Here is a 15,003-nt window from a genome sequence, read left to right as displayed (position 1 = left end):
AGAAGTGCCACAGCTTACAGAATAAGATACAATTTTTACCTTAAGCAGATCACTACTGTTTGCTTTTAAAACTAAATTGCTATTTAGCTGCTCAATTTTTTGCTCCAGTGCGTACGCAACAGCTATGCTGGCTATTTTATCCGGGTCATTTACAATCTGGCTCACTACTGCATTTGCAAGAGCATTTATGGCGTTACTATTGGCTGTTATTCCGGCATCTACGGCATTCAGTGTTTCTGCCGATAAATCGGGGGCTGAATCATCAGTCCACCCTTGCCCCTCGTATGGGCGAATTGTTAAAGACATATGTATACCTCCTATTTGTTGAGTTTTATATATCGGACACGCATAAACCGACCCTGTGAAGTCGTTGGCGCGACTCCTATACCAATATAGATATAGTGGTAAGCCGCCGCATTATTAAGAATGAAAGTTTGCGTTCCGTACGCGTTTCCGGTCGCTGGAAGGGAAAAGTTTTCATGTGCTCCTAATTCTGGTGAAATAGTCCAGCTATTATCTTTTGTAACTTGATAGCTAGAGTTTTCAGCCAAGACAATCCATGTATATTCATTTGCGGAATGGTTCGGTAAACTATAACAGATTGTGACGCTTCGAACACCTTCCATTTCTACAGGGGTCTCTGTCCTTATTGCTGGATAGACATTACCGTTTCCCGCCGAAGATTTGGGCGGAGACGAAAAAAGTATCACCTTTCCTCCAGTCTCTGGATCATCGGCATACCATGTGACGGAAGGAAACGAAATTGAGCTACCTGTTGCTGGGTTACGGTTATCTATGAGTCTTCCAGTTTGGCCAGGAGCAAATATGCCATACCAATAAGGCTGGAGTAATTCCCCGTTTACATATCCTTCCCACTCACCAGCTATTTCACCTATAAATATACCTTTTTTTATATTCTCTGGAACAAGGTTTTCGATTCCGTTAATTATAACATTTGATTTAAAAAACTTATCCTTAATGCCAGACGAAGAACCTCCTGGTGTTGGATTAATTATTATATCTCCCTCGACCGTCTGAGTGTCTTGATACACCTCTCCCTGCCCATGAAAGCCTGCCGGTATGGTATAAGTTGTGTTCACAGGAAGCTTATATCTAATGCTACCATTATCTTTTAATACCCCCTCTGAAATATCATCACTTCCTGCGCCGTAAAACTTTTGGCTTTCTGCTACATCAGAAGGTTCTGCAGTTAATTCAGAGGTATCCGTACCTCCTCCATGTATAATAAATCCATCTCCCATTAGTGGTACCCCTCATACGTTCCTTTGATTTCTTCGAAATTTGCACCGTTCCAAACTCTTATAATTACGTTTTTTTTGATGTATTGCGGAAGCAGGTTAGTAAGTGGAGCAGTTTCCACATCACCTTTCATATATTTTCCCCCAACTTCAACTGTTTGAGCATTAGCGGTTGGATAAATGGTAACACCGTCCATAGTTGGGACGTTCTGAACTACGGTTCCGGCACCATCATGTATCCCGGCTTTGATTGGCAAACTTCCGCCTATTGGAAGTGTTCTGGACTCCGCCTGTATCTCGTCCGCCGTCCCTATCTGTTCCTCTCCACCAAAGCCTATGAATCTTTTGTTGTTTCTAACCATAGGAGGTGTAGCGGTCAGTTCTGAGTCATCTATCGCATTACCATGCCTCAATATGATTCCTTCGGCCATGCCTATACCCCCTTTATCATTAGATAAAAACTTGTCGCAGGTTTCCGGTTGTAACAGTAAAGCGTTGCCGCCCCTTGCCCAAATACAATTTTATCCAAACAGCCAAAGGCTTTGGTCTGATCTTTTACCGTTTGTGGCATCGGGTTATCATCTAAATACAGCCCTACAATAGGAGAATCATCTACTTTTGAGCCGGGAACCAGAATTGTCTGAGTGTAAGGAACCGCACTCCCCCACCCACTAACCGGAACATGAAGAGTCATTACAGAGTTACTTTTTTCGATTGCGGCAGAGTGTTCATTTATTTTTTTATTGCTAGTATTGATATCACCTGCTGAATAAATATCACCCACATCCGCATAGTCAGTTACATCGTTGAGACTAATTGTCCCGTCAAGGTTGTCTATCTTTTCATATTTGCGCATTCCGGTAAATTTGTCATCTTTATAATTTGTTTTCAAATATTCCATTATAGTTCACTCCTGTTCCCTAATGCCCGGCTTCCGAGTCTAAAAGCAAAGTGCTGTTGCCCGGGAAAACAATTCTCAACCAGTTTTCCCAGGTCATAGATTATCTTTTCAATTGCATTTGCCTGATATATTGACGTATAAGCGATTTTCTGCGGCGTTACCGGTGTGCTTGCATGTGTAAAATACACAGTCCTTAACTCAATGATGTTCTGCCGGATACGTTCCATTTCGGATTCGTAACGCCGCTCTCCCTCTTTCCAATTCATCCTACACCTTTTGTACACGGCATTTTTATATCCGTACTTGTTCAGTATTTTGGAAATCCAGGCAACGGCCATTTCCACACGTACCAAATCTGTGTAAGATATACACCCTTTTGCTGTCGCATTGTCAACGTCAGATTGGACACGGTCAAATATAAGATTGTCTATGTACTCATTCATGGATCGTCACCTCCGCCTTTATACTGCCTGCAAAGCTATATGATACACTTTCAATTGTGCCAGTTTTAACACCGTCATAGTCGGTGTTAATATCCACCACCTGCCCAATTACCTTATCCGCAAGTAATACGTCGCAAACAACATTCTCGGCGTGCTGGTAGTACTCATAAACTCTTTCCAATATCTCCGCTGCGTTTCCGTCATACACAAGAGTAGCGTCCGGCACCTCCTTAATATTCTTGTTATAGGTGATGTTCGGGTTCTCCTTTATTACAGTCGATGTGTAGTGATTATATTTCTTCCCTGTCAAGATGACTTCATCACCAGAACCCGTAATATAGGCGTAATTATCGCCACTTGTGTTGATTGACCCGCCCGTAATGGATAAGTCATGGTATGCTTCTTTGAATATCACTTGTGCGGTACCACTGAGATTCCCTTTGTAAATTTCTGCCGTTTCCTCTGACTGCCGATAATCATGGACTGTCAGGCGAACGCCAGTAACAACATCAGAATGTTCCAGTGTAAGACCGCTGAATACCTCGCCATCAGTAAACTCACCTGTCTTTTCTCCTTGTTTTGGATAGATTACAACACCATCGTAATTCGATGTGTCAACCACGGCTCCTATGGCAAAGGCAATCTGCACAAGGGCGTTACGCTTCGTGGTGTAGGGGATATATCCATGTAACTGCACGTTGTCAAAAGCGTCTGACAACATGTAATTAAAATCTTCATCACTAAAGATATCGGCTATCACATCAGGTACAAGCTGCCCGGTATAAATTCCTCCGTGATATTCGTTTCCATCAAGGATACCCAGTGCGTCATGTGCGTCCATATAGTAATCTGTTTTGCTTTTTCTTGCACCGTTTTTAAGATAAAAATTTCCGATTAATCCACCATTAAAGTATAAGGATAATTTCTGCTTCTTCTGTAAATCAAAAGCTATATTGGACTTAGTTCTTACCGTGAAATTCATTGTATTAATGCTGATGTTTTCAGATATAGCATTAATTTCTTGCAAACATGATATTTCTTTTACTTCATCTGACAAAAATTCCCGGTATATCCCGTAGTCAATCCGGGTAAGGAACACCGGTCTATACGGCTTTGATGTGGAGAGGAAAGTTATTATTATCTTATCATAGTACATTACATAGTTGCTGCAAAAGTACTCTGTACCATTTGGCTCATAATCCATGTTCGATATTAAATCGTTGTCAGCATACCATTTTACATTAATGTGGTTTGCGTAGTCTCCAGACATTGTGTTAAAAGTCAGTAATAATCCAACGCTTGTAAATTTCTGGTTAAATGTGATCGTTAATACCGGAGCATCAACATATGTTTCATTCGTTGACCGCGGGAACAAAAACATTTGTGGGTGTAGTCCTTCTCGCGGTTTTAATCCCTCTTGATGCGAAGAATACTTGAAATCCCCGTTGCTGTCTGACACTTCATCGCTGATAAATCCATAGTCAGCCGGGCCATCGGGGAAGTTTACATACTCTCCATTAAGCAAAGCAAATCCCGGCAGGCACAAGGCATAACCGGGATACACTAGATCATCTCGTTTTAGATCAGGGAATTCTTTTCTTATCGTGGTGGCTTTTGGAAATAAGCCTTTTTGTGGGTGTAGCCCAACCCTTGGTTTTAATCCAGGCTCAACCACTTGGGGGTTACTATTTTCTTTCGCATAGGGAGCCACATCATCATATACGATTTTCAGCCCTTCATTGTTTAATACTGCATCAGATATTATTGATTGCTTTAAAAACATCTTAGGGCCTCCTTTGTGGTGCTTTTGCGATAAATTGAACCGACAGACCAGACCACCTGTTAACTTGTTTATCTCCATTTGTGTCGATCTTAACTTCATCTTCTCCGCTTGTTACATATGCTAAAAACTCAAGCGTTGTTTGACCATACGGGAATACCAATGTATGGAATGGTACTGGTGATGTTATGACTTCATAGAAAGTATCATAATCGCCCCTATGATTACTGTCTGGTTCAGCAGTCAAAGTATAATTGTAAAACGTGCCTATTACATCACGGTACATTTCATTGCTTTTAACTCTTCCGCTGTGCTCTGAATCAGTCACCGCAAAGTTGCGCTTGATTCCCGTAACCCATAAGCGGAGGTCGACACCGTCTATGGTAATTAATCCTTTTTCCATCTCATCAACCTCCGTTCGTTACCATTCTAACACCTACACGCTGTGTTTCATTGTTGTTGTACTTATATACCAGTTGCCCGAACTTTGTACCATCAACAATTAAATCTGCCTGTACGGTGCCTCCGCCCAGTCCACCAGCTTCTCCAATTGCTTCAAGCACTGCCTGTTTAATCGTTCCAAGAGGGGACACAACCTCATAATCTTTGTTGTTATCTCCCAGCATAGCTAGGAAATTTCCGGCTTTTGGTGGAACTACCGTGCCGGTAGCTAGCATGGGGACATTATTCGCGTAGGCAGCGTATGGTGCGTTGGAATAAGACGCTACGGAAAAGCTTCTGCTTCCCCCTCCAAAGCCATTAGATACGCTCGATGTTGCAGACCTGGCCCCTGCATTGATTGCCACCAAAGCTGCCCCTATTGCTGCTGCTATTGCAACTGCTCTTAATGCTGCACCAGCGGGACCAGCTACCGCACCCATTGACACTGCCAATATTGCAAAAGCGGAAGCCGCCGCCAGAACACCGGCTATAACTTTTTCAGTCGGTGTCATCTTATTCCAGTTTTTGTATATTTCATAGGCTGCTAGTACAAGAGCACCAACCGCTGCTGCCGTTCCAAAAAAACCAATTGATGTTAGGTCAAGTTTTGACATTAGCCTTGTAAGCACACCCATAAGTCCAGTTTCGGACAAGAAATTCATCATTAACTTAATCTTTGTAACAAATTCAGTTACCTTCCATGCTAAGAAAAAAGCTCCAATTAATCCAGTTATGTAACGGACTTTTTCTTGATTGTTGTTTATCCAATCGGAGAATTCCTTTAATTTTTCGGTAAGTTTCTTTATCGCTCCTATGATTACTGCACCAGTCCACTGTCCAATTGGTTTTATAAATTCTTCCCACAACCATAAAGCCAATGGTTTCAACGCATCAATTGTTGAATTCAAGACATCAAGTCCTGCTGCAACGAGTTCAAGTGCTACGGGTAGAGCTTTTTCCAGTGCCCATTTTGCTAGTGGCAGTAGTACATTATTCAGTAACCATAGCAGCCCATCGCCCACCTTTGATACAATGGGCATAAGACTAACCAAAACTTTATCAAATGCTATCAGCAGTGGACCAAAGTCCAACTTGGAAGCCCAGTTTTTGATCGACTCAGAAGCCTCCCGGAAAAAGCCAGTGACTATAAGCACGATGTCTCCTAAGTGCCGCATAATGTTGGTTCCAGTATCAGCTTCCACCCATGCCTTATCAAATTGATCAGCTAAGTTGGCAACGGTCAATGCTAAATTGTTAAATGTAATCAGTAAGTCATCGCTTACAGCCTTTCCATATCCTTCATCTTTCCAGACCTGCATAAATGACGCACCAACATCGCCAGCAAGCTGTTTAAGACTACCAAACATGGTTTTCACTGCTTCGATTGTAGATGGTCCGTATTGTACCCAGGAATCCTTTATAGGCTGGAATAAGTTGGAGAGTGTCTTTTTTATGTCGTCTGCTAATGCTTTGGCTTCCGTTGAAACCTGTTCGGTTTTAAACATCTGATCCGGTGTTGGACCCTTATATTTATCTGTATCCGCTGGCTTTTGTAACTGTATCAAAGTATCAAAAGCATAGGACGCTTTCTTGACTTCTTTTGCCGCTTCCTTTGCCGCTTTCTTGGTGTCATCTAGACTGGCGGCGTAATCTTCTTGCACTGCAACAGCTTTAACAAAACTATTCTTACCTGCTAGTGCAGCCATGGTCTGTGCGATCCAGTTATTTACATCAACGAGCATAGAAACCAATCTGGTTAGGGCGGGAGTAACATATTCTATCACCGGTGCAAAAGCCGCGGCGAAACTGTTTTTCAGCATGGTGAGAGAAGACATTAATCTCGACAACGCTTTGTTTGTGCTGTCAGAATACCTTGCAATATTCTGAGTACCCTCTTTTATCGAATTAGACACACCGGATAATGCCCGGAAAACCACACTGAAAAGCAGAGAGCGTCCAAGCATACCCATTATGGATAGCTTCGTACTGTTTGCATTTTTCCTGGTTTCTTTAAGACCTTTGTTGAATCCTTTATTTGATCTTGTAGCTTTTTTTTGTTCGGTATCGACCCCTGACAGTCTTTTTTTATACTGTTCGAGTTCCAACTCTGCACGCTTCAAACTGGCGTAGGCTTGATCGTACTCTTTGTCGCCAAAATACAGCCCTTGCTTTTCCAGGGCATCTATCTTCCCTTTGAGAGCATCTACTTTTTGCCCTACATCCATTACTTGAGACCCACTATTCGAAAAAGCATTGCTGATCCCAATTCCAGCCATTCTTGCAATTTGGGGAATATCAAATACCGCGTTTTTCACAAGAGTAATCGCATTCAGCAACATATTAGGCGATTGTTCTGCCCCTTGGAAATCGCTCTTTATTGCCGTTGTCGCCTGAGTAGTAGACTGTTTAACTTCTGTATTTTTTTTACTAACAGTGTCCATTCCAGTCGCATACTTATTGACAAACTCTTGTACTGTATTGCCATAATCAATAAATTCTCCCCTTGCATGCCCATATCTAGGTTCCGGGGTATCACTGCGATCTGGCGACAATCCATTATCCACTGTTATCTTGGCCATCTGTTTTTCAAGACTTTCAACACTGGTCTCCGCTTGCTTTGCGGAGTCTGATATCTTATCTATTTGATCTGCCGCCGATTCGGCTTGCTTTCCTATGCCGCCAAAGGAATTTGCAAGCCCGGCTGTTAGGTCTTTTACTGCTGCGGTTAATTGTTGGAGAGCTTCTTTTAATGTGTTTACATCTTCGATTGCCCCGTCTTTTTTTATTTCCGTGTCAATTAAGACTGTTCCGTCAGCTTGGTTCGCCACATAACCACTCCTTTCCTTGGCTCTGGTTCTGGCTCTGTGGCTCTGACCCTGGCTCTCTTGTTATCCAAAAATTTTTTCAACAGCTTCCATTTCCTTTTTCTTCTGTTCCCAGTTGAGGTCACATAACGCTTGGTTCTCTTTGTAAAACTTGGATTCCCACTTTTCGAGCTTCTCGCCTTTCGCTCGCTTTTGACGTACGTTGATGACGGAAGAATACAAACCATCTCCACCAATCTGCATATAAGCACCAAAAAAGGTCCACCAGTGCATATATTTCACACTGCGGACCTCAGTTCCTATGTTTTTGTTGACCTCCGGGATTATGATAGGTGCATCTTTAAGCCAATCCATTGTTACTGGGTGTGGTTTAAGATCATGAGGGAGGTTCGCATCTAAAAACCAACTAGCCTTTTTTACGGCTTCTTCCATATGCTCCGGCGGAATTGTTTCATAGTTGATATACAGGACTTCAATAAGCACTTGCGTTTTATCCGCCGCGTCAAGTTCCGGGTCACCATATGCGGTCAGTATATCAAGTACCACCCTGTAATCGGTGCGAATTTTGTATAGTTTACCTCCTACTTCTAGTGCTGTAGGTAAGCTGAACGGGTCAATCATTTACGATACTTCTGTGTGTACTTACTAGCCCGGTTGTTTGCTCTTCCCAAACGCTTTCCAGTCTCCTTTTCTACAATGTCCCTTACGGCATATATGATATTTTCAACATACAGTTCGCCACTTTCAAGGGGAGATAGAGGACTGATCTTTTTAAAAAACGCTCCCGACACATCGGCGTTATAAAGATAGTCGATCTCATTTTTTAATTCTTCTTCGACCTCTTTTTTTAACTGCAACACATTGTCATCATTTTCACGTTTTTTCAATCTATCTTGCATAGAATTAAGTACTTCGATGGTATGCTCATACCTTTCCACGATGCCCATGTCAGATGGTGTGAACACAAACTGTCCTATGGTTTCACCGCGCCGATTTTCAATGTCATACACTTTGCTACCGTCATCTATGCGTATTTTGTTTGTTACCGGTTTCCTGTCTTTAATCAACTGATTGCTCATGTCTTATCTCCTTTATTCCCCTGCTGGTATTTCACCCTCTGTAAACTCCGGTTTCTTTGCATCAATAGAAGTCTTTGTAACATAGCCTTTCTTGCGCCCACCATTGAACGCTACATTGTAAGGGATATTGACACCAGCAGTGCCGCCGCCGTAACTCTGTGGTTTAACAATTACTTCTTCCACATAGGCCAGGTGGTTTGCATCTTCGTCATCATCAACAATAACTTCAAGGATCAGAGTCTTGCAGTCATCACCAGTAAGGCGGTCCATTGCAATATCTCTTAATTTGGGATAAAGAGGTTCGTCAGGATTTGCGTAGTATGGGTCGGCATCAATAGATGGCTCATATCCGTTATCCGTTACCCTGGATTCTCCCCAAATGTTTTTAGAGGACTCTGTGTCAGGGTTAAGGCTGACGGCTAATTCCTCCATGTCAATACCTACCTTAAACCATTCAGCAGTTGCCGGCGCATTCTTAAAACTGGAGTCCAGAAAATGCACCAATGCTTTTCTTGCTAATTTCATATATTTTTCTCCTTTCAGCGATCAAATTCATTTTCATATTCTACGGTTACCGGCAATAACCAATCCTGCACGCCATTCTGATTAGGGTCAATGCCGTATGAGTTATCACGGGTAACCTTTTTGATGATCCGTCCTTCCGACAATGCCGGATATGTGGTCAATTTGTAGGCTGTCCCGTCAATAGTTACCGGCTCCTTACATAACCACTTCCCCATGCCGTCCAGAAACGTCTGTGCGTTCATTTTGGCGCGCTCGTCTGTTGAGCCTACCCGATATATCACATAGAATGGATAGCGGCATATCTGGCGAACGTGGGCTGTCACAGATTCTTTTTCACTATAGACTAATGCGCCATTGTCAGCGGAGAAACACATGCCACCGTCTTCCGGTAATTCCTCAAAGGTGATTATCTCACCGTCAAGTCCCGGGTACTGATTCAGCAAGTCTTTCATTGCTTCCGTCAGCACATCATATCCGGTAAAATCTTTTCCTATTGGTTGTGGTTGCTCAGCCACGTTTTCCACCTCCTGCGGTTCTCTTTACATTCTTTACCCACACAGACTTACAGTCTTTTTCTTTTGCTGCATCAAACCAGTTTGCTTGTGCATCGGGGTGGGCCGTCTTGTTAAATACTAAATCTTCTTTAGCCTTGGTCTTGCCGCTGTACTGGCTCACAAGTACCTTACGTTCTCCAAGTCTGGCCCAAGTGCTTCCCGTCGCTTCGCTGACCATAGTCTTTCCTTTGTATAAAAATCGTCCGGCAGGTCCAAAGGCGGCGTATACTTCCCCGGTTCCCTGAATTGCTGCACTTGCCGCCCTCGTCACATTGACAAAGGTTCCTGACTGCATAGCCATAAAAGGAATCATGCTGGTCATAACATCACCGTCAAGGCCGTACTGCGCTTGCTGGTACTGCTTATCAAATCGGGATAGATCAATTTTAATCTGTATGCCGCCATCAACCACGGACCATTTAGGAAAGTGTTTTGTTGCCATGCTATCTCCCTCCGATCTCAAAATGAGGAATCAGTTTGTATGGACCGCCTACTGTGGAAATCAGGTAAACGTCATCATAAGTCTTGTTTAAATAGTCCTGGAAGCCTTTTGTATAATCAGCGTCATTAATGGGGGTCTCCGGGTATTCACCACGCATAAACAAATCTGTGCTTGCGATAAAGGTCAATGTGCCCGTTGGGTCTGCCTGCGCTGCCCACTCCTTGGGACGCATATACGGTTTCCCTGCGATTGCGACAACGTCATCAGCCTTTCCGTACCTCACATGCAACTTGGTCGTGTCTGCGCTTTCCAGTCCAGTCTTAGCCACGTTTGCACCCTTGTCGGTATTCAGGTCAACATTATGTAGTACAGTAGGATACCATGTCGTACCCTGCGTGGTCTTATGCTTATTAAAGATTGTCACTGTGTCGGTATACATGGAATCATCCCTTTCTTACATTGCTATTTTACCCATAGCTGGAAGATAGAAGGATCACCGCCTTTCTATTCTGCCGGGTCGTAGGTTGCTTTGAAAATATCAGGCTTGCAAGGATAAATCTCACCCTTTACACCCTTGATGATAAAATTCCCCACGGAGGCTTCCATGGTTCCCTCGAGTGTCTTCACAAATAATTCGTATGGTAATCCGTGCTGATGATCTTCTGCAAAATACAAAATCCCTTTCTGGTGTGCGTCTATAGCCCAATCCGGAATATAATATTTTCCGTCTCTGCCAATAAAATCCCCGTCATATCTGAATGCCTCAATTACCACCGGTTTCTTTCTATACTTCATAATGGTTCCTTTCTATAGTCCTGCATAAAGCAGGAACACACCGCAATCATCAGTTACGCCAGTAAGGTATTCTCTTGCCGTATCGTAGCAAAGCCGGTTCTGCACCTGTGTATCACCTGCAGCACTGAGTACGGCACTCTTTACGGAAGATGTGGCACTGAATGAAATGGACTCGCTCCCGGAGGATTTGCTTGTGACAATGTTCCCGACAGCATTACCGGATTCATCAGTACTATAACCGCCAGCCTGCGCCATCTTCTCCGCTGCCTCTATCTCCTGCAACTTCTCAGCCACGGCGCACACGGCTTTCTTTACCTTTGTTGCCGCTCGCTCATTGGTAGGGAGGCCAGACACCAGGCGGTCAAACGTCATAGTGTCCAGCTTATCACTTGCCATTTCAGCAAAGCGGTTGAAGTCATCTTCTGATATCTTCGGGCCTAACCCAAAGTATTTTGTTGAGTAAAATTCATAATCCGCATAAGCCATGGCTGTATCTCCTTAACCGTTGGACTTAATTAAACCAATAGGGATATTTTTCTCCTTGAATTTAAGCGTCCAGTTTGCCTTGTTCCCAAGTTCCGCATTTGTCGGGGATTCTCCTACGATACTTTCAGCCTTGATAGAAAAGCCGTTCGGGTGGATAACTCTACCCTGCTTTGTGTAAAGTTTCTCAATACCGGCTGATGTTTCGGGATCGTAGTCAGTGTAATATGGGTTCTCATAATTGTTCTTCGGACAAGTGAGGAATGCCCCTTGACCGATGATATAAGACTTATACACCGGATTAGCGCCAGACGTATCAATTGTAAATCTGTCGGTCACAAGCGGAATCAGTCCGCCAATAGTAGGAAGCTCAACCTCTCTCTCAATGGCATTCGTGATGGTGTACTTGTTGTAATCGACCAGCCCTAATGCTTTGTATTTCGCAAAGATATAAGAGTTGATCAGGTAAAGCCCGAACCCGTCAGCCATGTCACCGAGTGCTTTCTGCTGTGCATAGATCAGGGTTGTGGCGTTGATGCTGTTTGCTTCTTCTGGTGTTGCTTCTGCTTCTGCACTTAAGTCGGTGATATGGTTCGCCATGCCCGCAAGCTGCATAATAGCATCAGCAGTTGTCATTAGGTCCCTGGTCCACACCTGGCGGTAGTATCCTGCCACGGAATTGGCAACATGTGTCATAGGCGCTGCCCCAGTCAACTCTTTCGTAAAGTCTTTTGCTTTCCAGGCTTTCATTCGCTGGATCATCATTGCGGTCTGCTTGCCTCCGCTGATTTCAGAAGGTGTGTTATCTGTCATACCATCGTTGTTTAATGCCTGATCGTCGTTTTCATCAATGGGTACGTAGAAAGGCAGTGAAGCAACGTTGCCCTTTGTGCCGATTAAATCCATGATTGTATTGTCTTCCACCATGATACCGGAAGCGTAAATCTTGTCATTCCATGTGGGCTGCTCTGCCATGTAGCCGGAGAATACTTCCGGGTCAAAATCAAAACCGCCGAATTTTCCTGTCATTGCCATATTGTCATTTCTCCTTCTTTTACTGTGTTAAACTTTTATAGAGTTCCGGGCTTTTCGTTTTTAAAGCCATTCTTGCGTCAAGGTCCATCTTCTGGAAGGATTCCTTTGTAATTCCCGTCTGGTTCTTTCCCTGTCCCATGGGCATTGTGATAACTACCTTGTTACCTTCTGCTGCCTGCTGATTCGGGTCGATAAGAATGTTAGGAATCGGATTGCCGTCTTTGTCGGTCACGATGGTTTTAAAAATATCCTCAATGGACCGTCCTTTTGCTGTATCCTTGCTTAATTCTTCTGCGAGCTTGTTTCTTACACTGTCAGCAGTCAAAGAGTTTACAAACTGCTTCTCACCCATAAACTTGTCAATGGTCACATCTAACTGGTGCTTTGATTCGTCAGCCAGCCGAGCCGCCTTTTCATCTTCAAGCTGTTTTGTGAGGGTATCAATCTGTCCCTTGTATTCATCGAGGTTTACACCATCAAAAGCCTTTAACTGCTCCTGCACGGTATCAAGGGAGGCTTTGAGTTCGTCTCTCTTAGCAGTAGCTTTCTCATACTCTGCAACGGTGCGGTAATTCTCTTTCCATTCCTTATCCAGAGTCGGCTTTTTGTCCTCTGGTACCTCGATGCCTAAGCCTGTTAAAATTGCATATATATCTTTCATTGTCATATCCTCCTGAAATGATTTGTTGACCGCTCTTTCTGCGGTTGGGATTTGCCCGATAGACCACGAGCGGGGTAATATAAAAGAGCCAGTGCATAAGCACCCGCTCAACTTAGCTTTGAAATATTAATTTTCCCTAGCGTGATATCGACCACACTTTCATTTTTGCACACTGGGCACCACAAAGGTAACCGCTTAGCTTCGGTATCTGCTCTTATCCTGTTTTTGGTCTTTCTGCCGCATACCGGGCATGTGACCCATGTTTCTGATTCTCTCATGCTATTTCCTCGCATTGTTGTATCGTGTTGCGGCTCCGTTTGCTGCCGCTGCCTGTTCTCTGTTCCACTTTGCTATGTTCAATCGCTCTGTGAGCTTCTTAAGGTCATTATCCTTGCAGAAAACATTGTAAGCGGCGTTCTGCCGTCTCAGGAGTGCTGCCTTGCGATCGTATTCCTGTTGCAGTTCAAATTTAAGAGGTTCATCTTTCACCGAATCAACCGCCGCTTTCATTCCCACAAGTTCCTGTTTGGTCTTTCGAATCCGGCGTTCTAACGCCCTTTGCTTCTTGTTAAGTGTCTCTATTCGTTCGTTGTCTTCTGTCTGCAAGTCAGCAAAAGGATTATTCACACCATCACCCGGTCCGAAGCTATGGCGGCAGTTTATACCACATAGCCCCGTAATCGTTCCGTAGCCAGTTGATTTGATGAAGTCCGGGAACTGCTTCGTTCTACCGGTTCGGCTAAAAAACTGTCCTTGCCACCACAGATGATTAGATGGATTCTGACCACCGTCCCCGGTTCTGGCTCCCAAGTGAGCCGATGTGAGGATTATATCCCAGTCCATTTCAATCATTCGGGTTAACTGTATGCTTCCCGTTGCCTGGCTGATTCCAGTACGTACAGAACGTGCCACAGCCGTTTCTAGCGTGTCTTTATGCCCCGTTGGATATTTGACAGCCCCACCATCTGAAATGGCATTACTGATGGCTTCCTGCACCGCCTGATTGTAGGATACTGCCCCAGAAGTTACCAGCCTGTAAGCGTTGTCACACTCATTGATATATAGCTTCTGTGCCTCTACTGCCGTTGTCCGGGTGAAGTTCTGTATCTCGCCGTTTGTGGCTTCATACTCCCTTTGCATTTGCCTGACCAGTACAGGGGATTGTTTCAACGGTGTGGGGTTAAGCCCGGCTTCATGGTATATCTTATCATCATATTGCAGGGCCTTAATTCCGGCTTCTTCCATGGCTGACTTTACTTCTTTTTGCTGCAGCTTAGTGTATACGGTTACCTGCTTCTGGATATCTTCCAGCAGTTCCCCTGCTTCTTGTAATACACCAATCTGCCACTTATCGGAAGCAGTAAAGAGGTAGCCAGCACCACGGCCCAGCCTTGCACCGATTCTTCTTAAGAGCAAACTGATTATGTATGACCTGAGCCGGGAAGCGTATTCCTCTGACTGTTCCGCTACCCTTTGCAGATATTCAGGGGTTAACATTTAATCACCCTTTTCTTGAATTTCTTATCATCACAAGTGCAATAAGCGTAATGCAAATTATAGCGATGTTCATTGTCGATGTGGCCATTATACTTCCTCCGTTTCACTTTCATAGAAAAATTCAATGCAACCTTTTTTTACAGAGCCATGCGACCCGTCAATGAATTTGAAATCTATAAATTGATGGTCCTTTATAAAACTGTCAGCCATGATGGCTTTCATGACTTCATATTGTAAATCCACCTCATGGATAATCCCTCCATGCGTAGCTATATCAATCATG

At 43.8% G+C, this 15,003-nt stretch carries 21 protein-coding genes; all 21 read right to left on the bottom strand.

What is annotated here, in order from left to right; translation table 11 throughout:
* A partial coding sequence (locus FAY33_RS17770) for a hypothetical protein (protein ID WP_143322574.1) occupies window positions 1-306 on the bottom strand: 306 nt, incomplete at its 3' end.
* An 11-nt stretch (window positions 307-317) separates the two neighbouring features.
* Window positions 318-1,262, bottom strand: coding sequence for a hypothetical protein (locus FAY33_RS17765; RefSeq protein WP_143322573.1), 945 nt, complete (start codon window positions 1,260-1,262; stop codon window positions 318-320).
* Window positions 1,262-1,690, bottom strand: a complete 429-nt coding sequence (locus FAY33_RS17760) for a hypothetical protein (protein ID WP_143322572.1) — start codon at window positions 1,688-1,690, stop codon at window positions 1,262-1,264. The genes FAY33_RS17765 and FAY33_RS17760 overlap by 1 nt, the downstream gene beginning before the upstream one ends.
* 2 nt (window positions 1,691-1,692) lie before the next feature.
* The gene (locus FAY33_RS17755) at window positions 1,693-2,160 is read right to left on the bottom strand and encodes a hypothetical protein (RefSeq protein WP_143322571.1); all 468 of its coding nucleotides are present in this window, start codon (window positions 2,158-2,160) and stop codon (window positions 1,693-1,695) included.
* Window positions 2,160-2,603 carry a hypothetical protein gene (locus tag FAY33_RS17750; RefSeq protein ID WP_143322570.1) on the bottom strand — a complete coding sequence of 148 codons (444 nt, stop codon included), beginning with the start codon at window positions 2,601-2,603 and terminating at the stop codon, window positions 2,160-2,162. The genes FAY33_RS17755 and FAY33_RS17750 overlap by 1 nt, the downstream gene beginning before the upstream one ends.
* On the bottom strand, window positions 2,596-4,386 hold the full coding sequence (locus tag FAY33_RS17745) for a hypothetical protein (protein WP_185967690.1): 1,791 nt from the start codon (window positions 4,384-4,386) through the stop codon (window positions 2,596-2,598). Before FAY33_RS17745 ends, FAY33_RS17750 begins: the two co-directional genes overlap by 8 nt.
* Window position 4,387: 1 nt before the next feature.
* Window positions 4,388-4,786: a hypothetical protein gene (locus FAY33_RS17740; protein ID WP_143322569.1), complete on the bottom strand. Its 399-nt coding sequence runs from the start codon at window positions 4,784-4,786 to the stop codon at window positions 4,388-4,390.
* A gap of 4 nt (window positions 4,787-4,790) precedes the next feature.
* On the bottom strand, window positions 4,791-7,652 hold the full coding sequence (locus FAY33_RS17735; protein WP_143322568.1) for a hypothetical protein: 2,862 nt from the start codon (window positions 7,650-7,652) through the stop codon (window positions 4,791-4,793).
* Between the two features lie 60 nt (window positions 7,653-7,712).
* Window positions 7,713-8,270, bottom strand: coding sequence for a Gp15 family bacteriophage protein (locus FAY33_RS17730; RefSeq protein WP_143322567.1), 558 nt, complete (start codon window positions 8,268-8,270; stop codon window positions 7,713-7,715).
* On the bottom strand, window positions 8,267-8,728 hold the full coding sequence (locus FAY33_RS17725) for a hypothetical protein (RefSeq protein ID WP_143322566.1): 462 nt from the start codon (window positions 8,726-8,728) through the stop codon (window positions 8,267-8,269). Before FAY33_RS17725 ends, FAY33_RS17730 begins: the two co-directional genes overlap by 4 nt.
* Window positions 8,729-8,740: 12 nt before the next feature.
* On the bottom strand, window positions 8,741-9,253 hold the full coding sequence (locus tag FAY33_RS17720) for a hypothetical protein (protein WP_143322565.1): 513 nt from the start codon (window positions 9,251-9,253) through the stop codon (window positions 8,741-8,743).
* Between the two features lie 14 nt (window positions 9,254-9,267).
* Window positions 9,268-9,768, bottom strand: a complete 501-nt coding sequence (locus FAY33_RS17715; protein ID WP_143322564.1) for a hypothetical protein — start codon at window positions 9,766-9,768, stop codon at window positions 9,268-9,270.
* On the bottom strand, window positions 9,761-10,249 hold the full coding sequence (locus FAY33_RS17710) for a hypothetical protein (protein ID WP_143322563.1): 489 nt from the start codon (window positions 10,247-10,249) through the stop codon (window positions 9,761-9,763). The genes FAY33_RS17715 and FAY33_RS17710 overlap by 8 nt, the downstream gene beginning before the upstream one ends.
* A 1-nt stretch (window position 10,250) precedes the next feature.
* On the bottom strand, window positions 10,251-10,577 hold the full coding sequence (locus FAY33_RS17705; RefSeq protein ID WP_143322562.1) for a hypothetical protein: 327 nt from the start codon (window positions 10,575-10,577) through the stop codon (window positions 10,251-10,253).
* 176 nt (window positions 10,578-10,753) lie between these two features.
* Window positions 10,754-11,044, bottom strand: coding sequence for a hypothetical protein (locus FAY33_RS17700; RefSeq protein ID WP_185967688.1), 291 nt, complete (start codon window positions 11,042-11,044; stop codon window positions 10,754-10,756).
* Between the two features lie 12 nt (window positions 11,045-11,056).
* On the bottom strand, window positions 11,057-11,530 hold the full coding sequence (locus tag FAY33_RS17695; protein WP_143322560.1) for a hypothetical protein: 474 nt from the start codon (window positions 11,528-11,530) through the stop codon (window positions 11,057-11,059).
* Window positions 11,531-11,542: 12 nt separating this feature from the next.
* Window positions 11,543-12,562: a hypothetical protein gene (locus FAY33_RS17690; protein WP_143322559.1), complete on the bottom strand. Its 1,020-nt coding sequence runs from the start codon at window positions 12,560-12,562 to the stop codon at window positions 11,543-11,545.
* 19 nt (window positions 12,563-12,581) lie between these two features.
* A complete protein-coding gene (locus FAY33_RS17685; RefSeq protein WP_143322558.1) occupies window positions 12,582-13,223 on the bottom strand; it encodes a hypothetical protein in 642 nt (213 codons plus the stop codon).
* 107 nt (window positions 13,224-13,330) lie between these two features.
* Window positions 13,331-13,501: a cysteine-rich KTR domain-containing protein gene (locus FAY33_RS17680; protein WP_143322557.1), complete on the bottom strand. Its 171-nt coding sequence runs from the start codon at window positions 13,499-13,501 to the stop codon at window positions 13,331-13,333.
* A 1-nt stretch (window position 13,502) separates the two neighbouring features.
* Complete coding sequence (locus FAY33_RS17675; protein ID WP_143322556.1) at window positions 13,503-14,720, bottom strand: phage minor capsid protein; 1,218 nt, start codon at window positions 14,718-14,720, stop codon at window positions 13,503-13,505.
* Window positions 14,721-14,807: 87 nt separating this feature from the next.
* Complete coding sequence (locus tag FAY33_RS17670) at window positions 14,808-15,002, bottom strand: hypothetical protein (protein ID WP_143322555.1); 195 nt, start codon at window positions 15,000-15,002, stop codon at window positions 14,808-14,810.
* Window position 15,003 lies beyond the last annotated feature (1 nt).

It is taken from the genome of Clostridium sp. HBUAS56010 (assembly GCF_007115105.1).
Taxonomy (GTDB): Bacteria; Bacillota; Clostridia; order Lachnospirales; family Lachnospiraceae; genus Lacrimispora.
The sequence above is the reverse complement of the archived record's forward strand: the minus strand, read 5'-3'. Positions and strand labels throughout refer to the sequence as shown.

Coding starts and splice junctions, on each gene's coding strand:
- FAY33_RS17765 (WP_143322573.1), bottom strand. CDS start 1,262: ATGGGAGATGGATTTATTATACATGGAGGAGGTACGGATACCTCTGAA.
- FAY33_RS17760 (WP_143322572.1), bottom strand. CDS start 1,690: ATGGCCGAAGGAATCATATTGAGGCATGGTAATGCGATAGATGACTCA.
- FAY33_RS17755 (WP_143322571.1), bottom strand. CDS start 2,160: ATGGAATATTTGAAAACAAATTATAAAGATGACAAATTTACCGGAATG.
- FAY33_RS17750 (WP_143322570.1), bottom strand. CDS start 2,603: ATGAATGAGTACATAGACAATCTTATATTTGACCGTGTCCAATCTGAC.
- FAY33_RS17745 (WP_185967690.1), bottom strand. CDS start 4,386: ATGTTTTTAAAGCAATCAATAATATCTGATGCAGTATTAAACAATGAA.
- FAY33_RS17740 (WP_143322569.1), bottom strand. CDS start 4,786: ATGGAAAAAGGATTAATTACCATAGACGGTGTCGACCTCCGCTTATGG.
- FAY33_RS17730 (WP_143322567.1), bottom strand. CDS start 8,270: ATGATTGACCCGTTCAGCTTACCTACAGCACTAGAAGTAGGAGGTAAA.
- FAY33_RS17725 (WP_143322566.1), bottom strand. CDS start 8,728: ATGAGCAATCAGTTGATTAAAGACAGGAAACCGGTAACAAACAAAATA.
- FAY33_RS17720 (WP_143322565.1), bottom strand. CDS start 9,253: ATGAAATTAGCAAGAAAAGCATTGGTGCATTTTCTGGACTCCAGTTTT.
- FAY33_RS17710 (WP_143322563.1), bottom strand. CDS start 10,249: ATGGCAACAAAACACTTTCCTAAATGGTCCGTGGTTGATGGCGGCATA.
- FAY33_RS17700 (WP_185967688.1), bottom strand. CDS start 11,044: ATGAAGTATAGAAAGAAACCGGTGGTAATTGAGGCATTCAGATATGAC.
- FAY33_RS17695 (WP_143322560.1), bottom strand. CDS start 11,530: ATGGCTTATGCGGATTATGAATTTTACTCAACAAAATACTTTGGGTTA.
- FAY33_RS17690 (WP_143322559.1), bottom strand. CDS start 12,562: ATGGCAATGACAGGAAAATTCGGCGGTTTTGATTTTGACCCGGAAGTA.
- FAY33_RS17685 (WP_143322558.1), bottom strand. CDS start 13,223: ATGAAAGATATATATGCAATTTTAACAGGCTTAGGCATCGAGGTACCA.
- FAY33_RS17680 (WP_143322557.1), bottom strand. CDS start 13,501: ATGAGAGAATCAGAAACATGGGTCACATGCCCGGTATGCGGCAGAAAG.
- FAY33_RS17675 (WP_143322556.1), bottom strand. CDS start 14,720: ATGTTAACCCCTGAATATCTGCAAAGGGTAGCGGAACAGTCAGAGGAA.
- FAY33_RS17670 (WP_143322555.1), bottom strand. CDS start 15,002: ATGATTGATATAGCTACGCATGGAGGGATTATCCATGAGGTGGATTTA.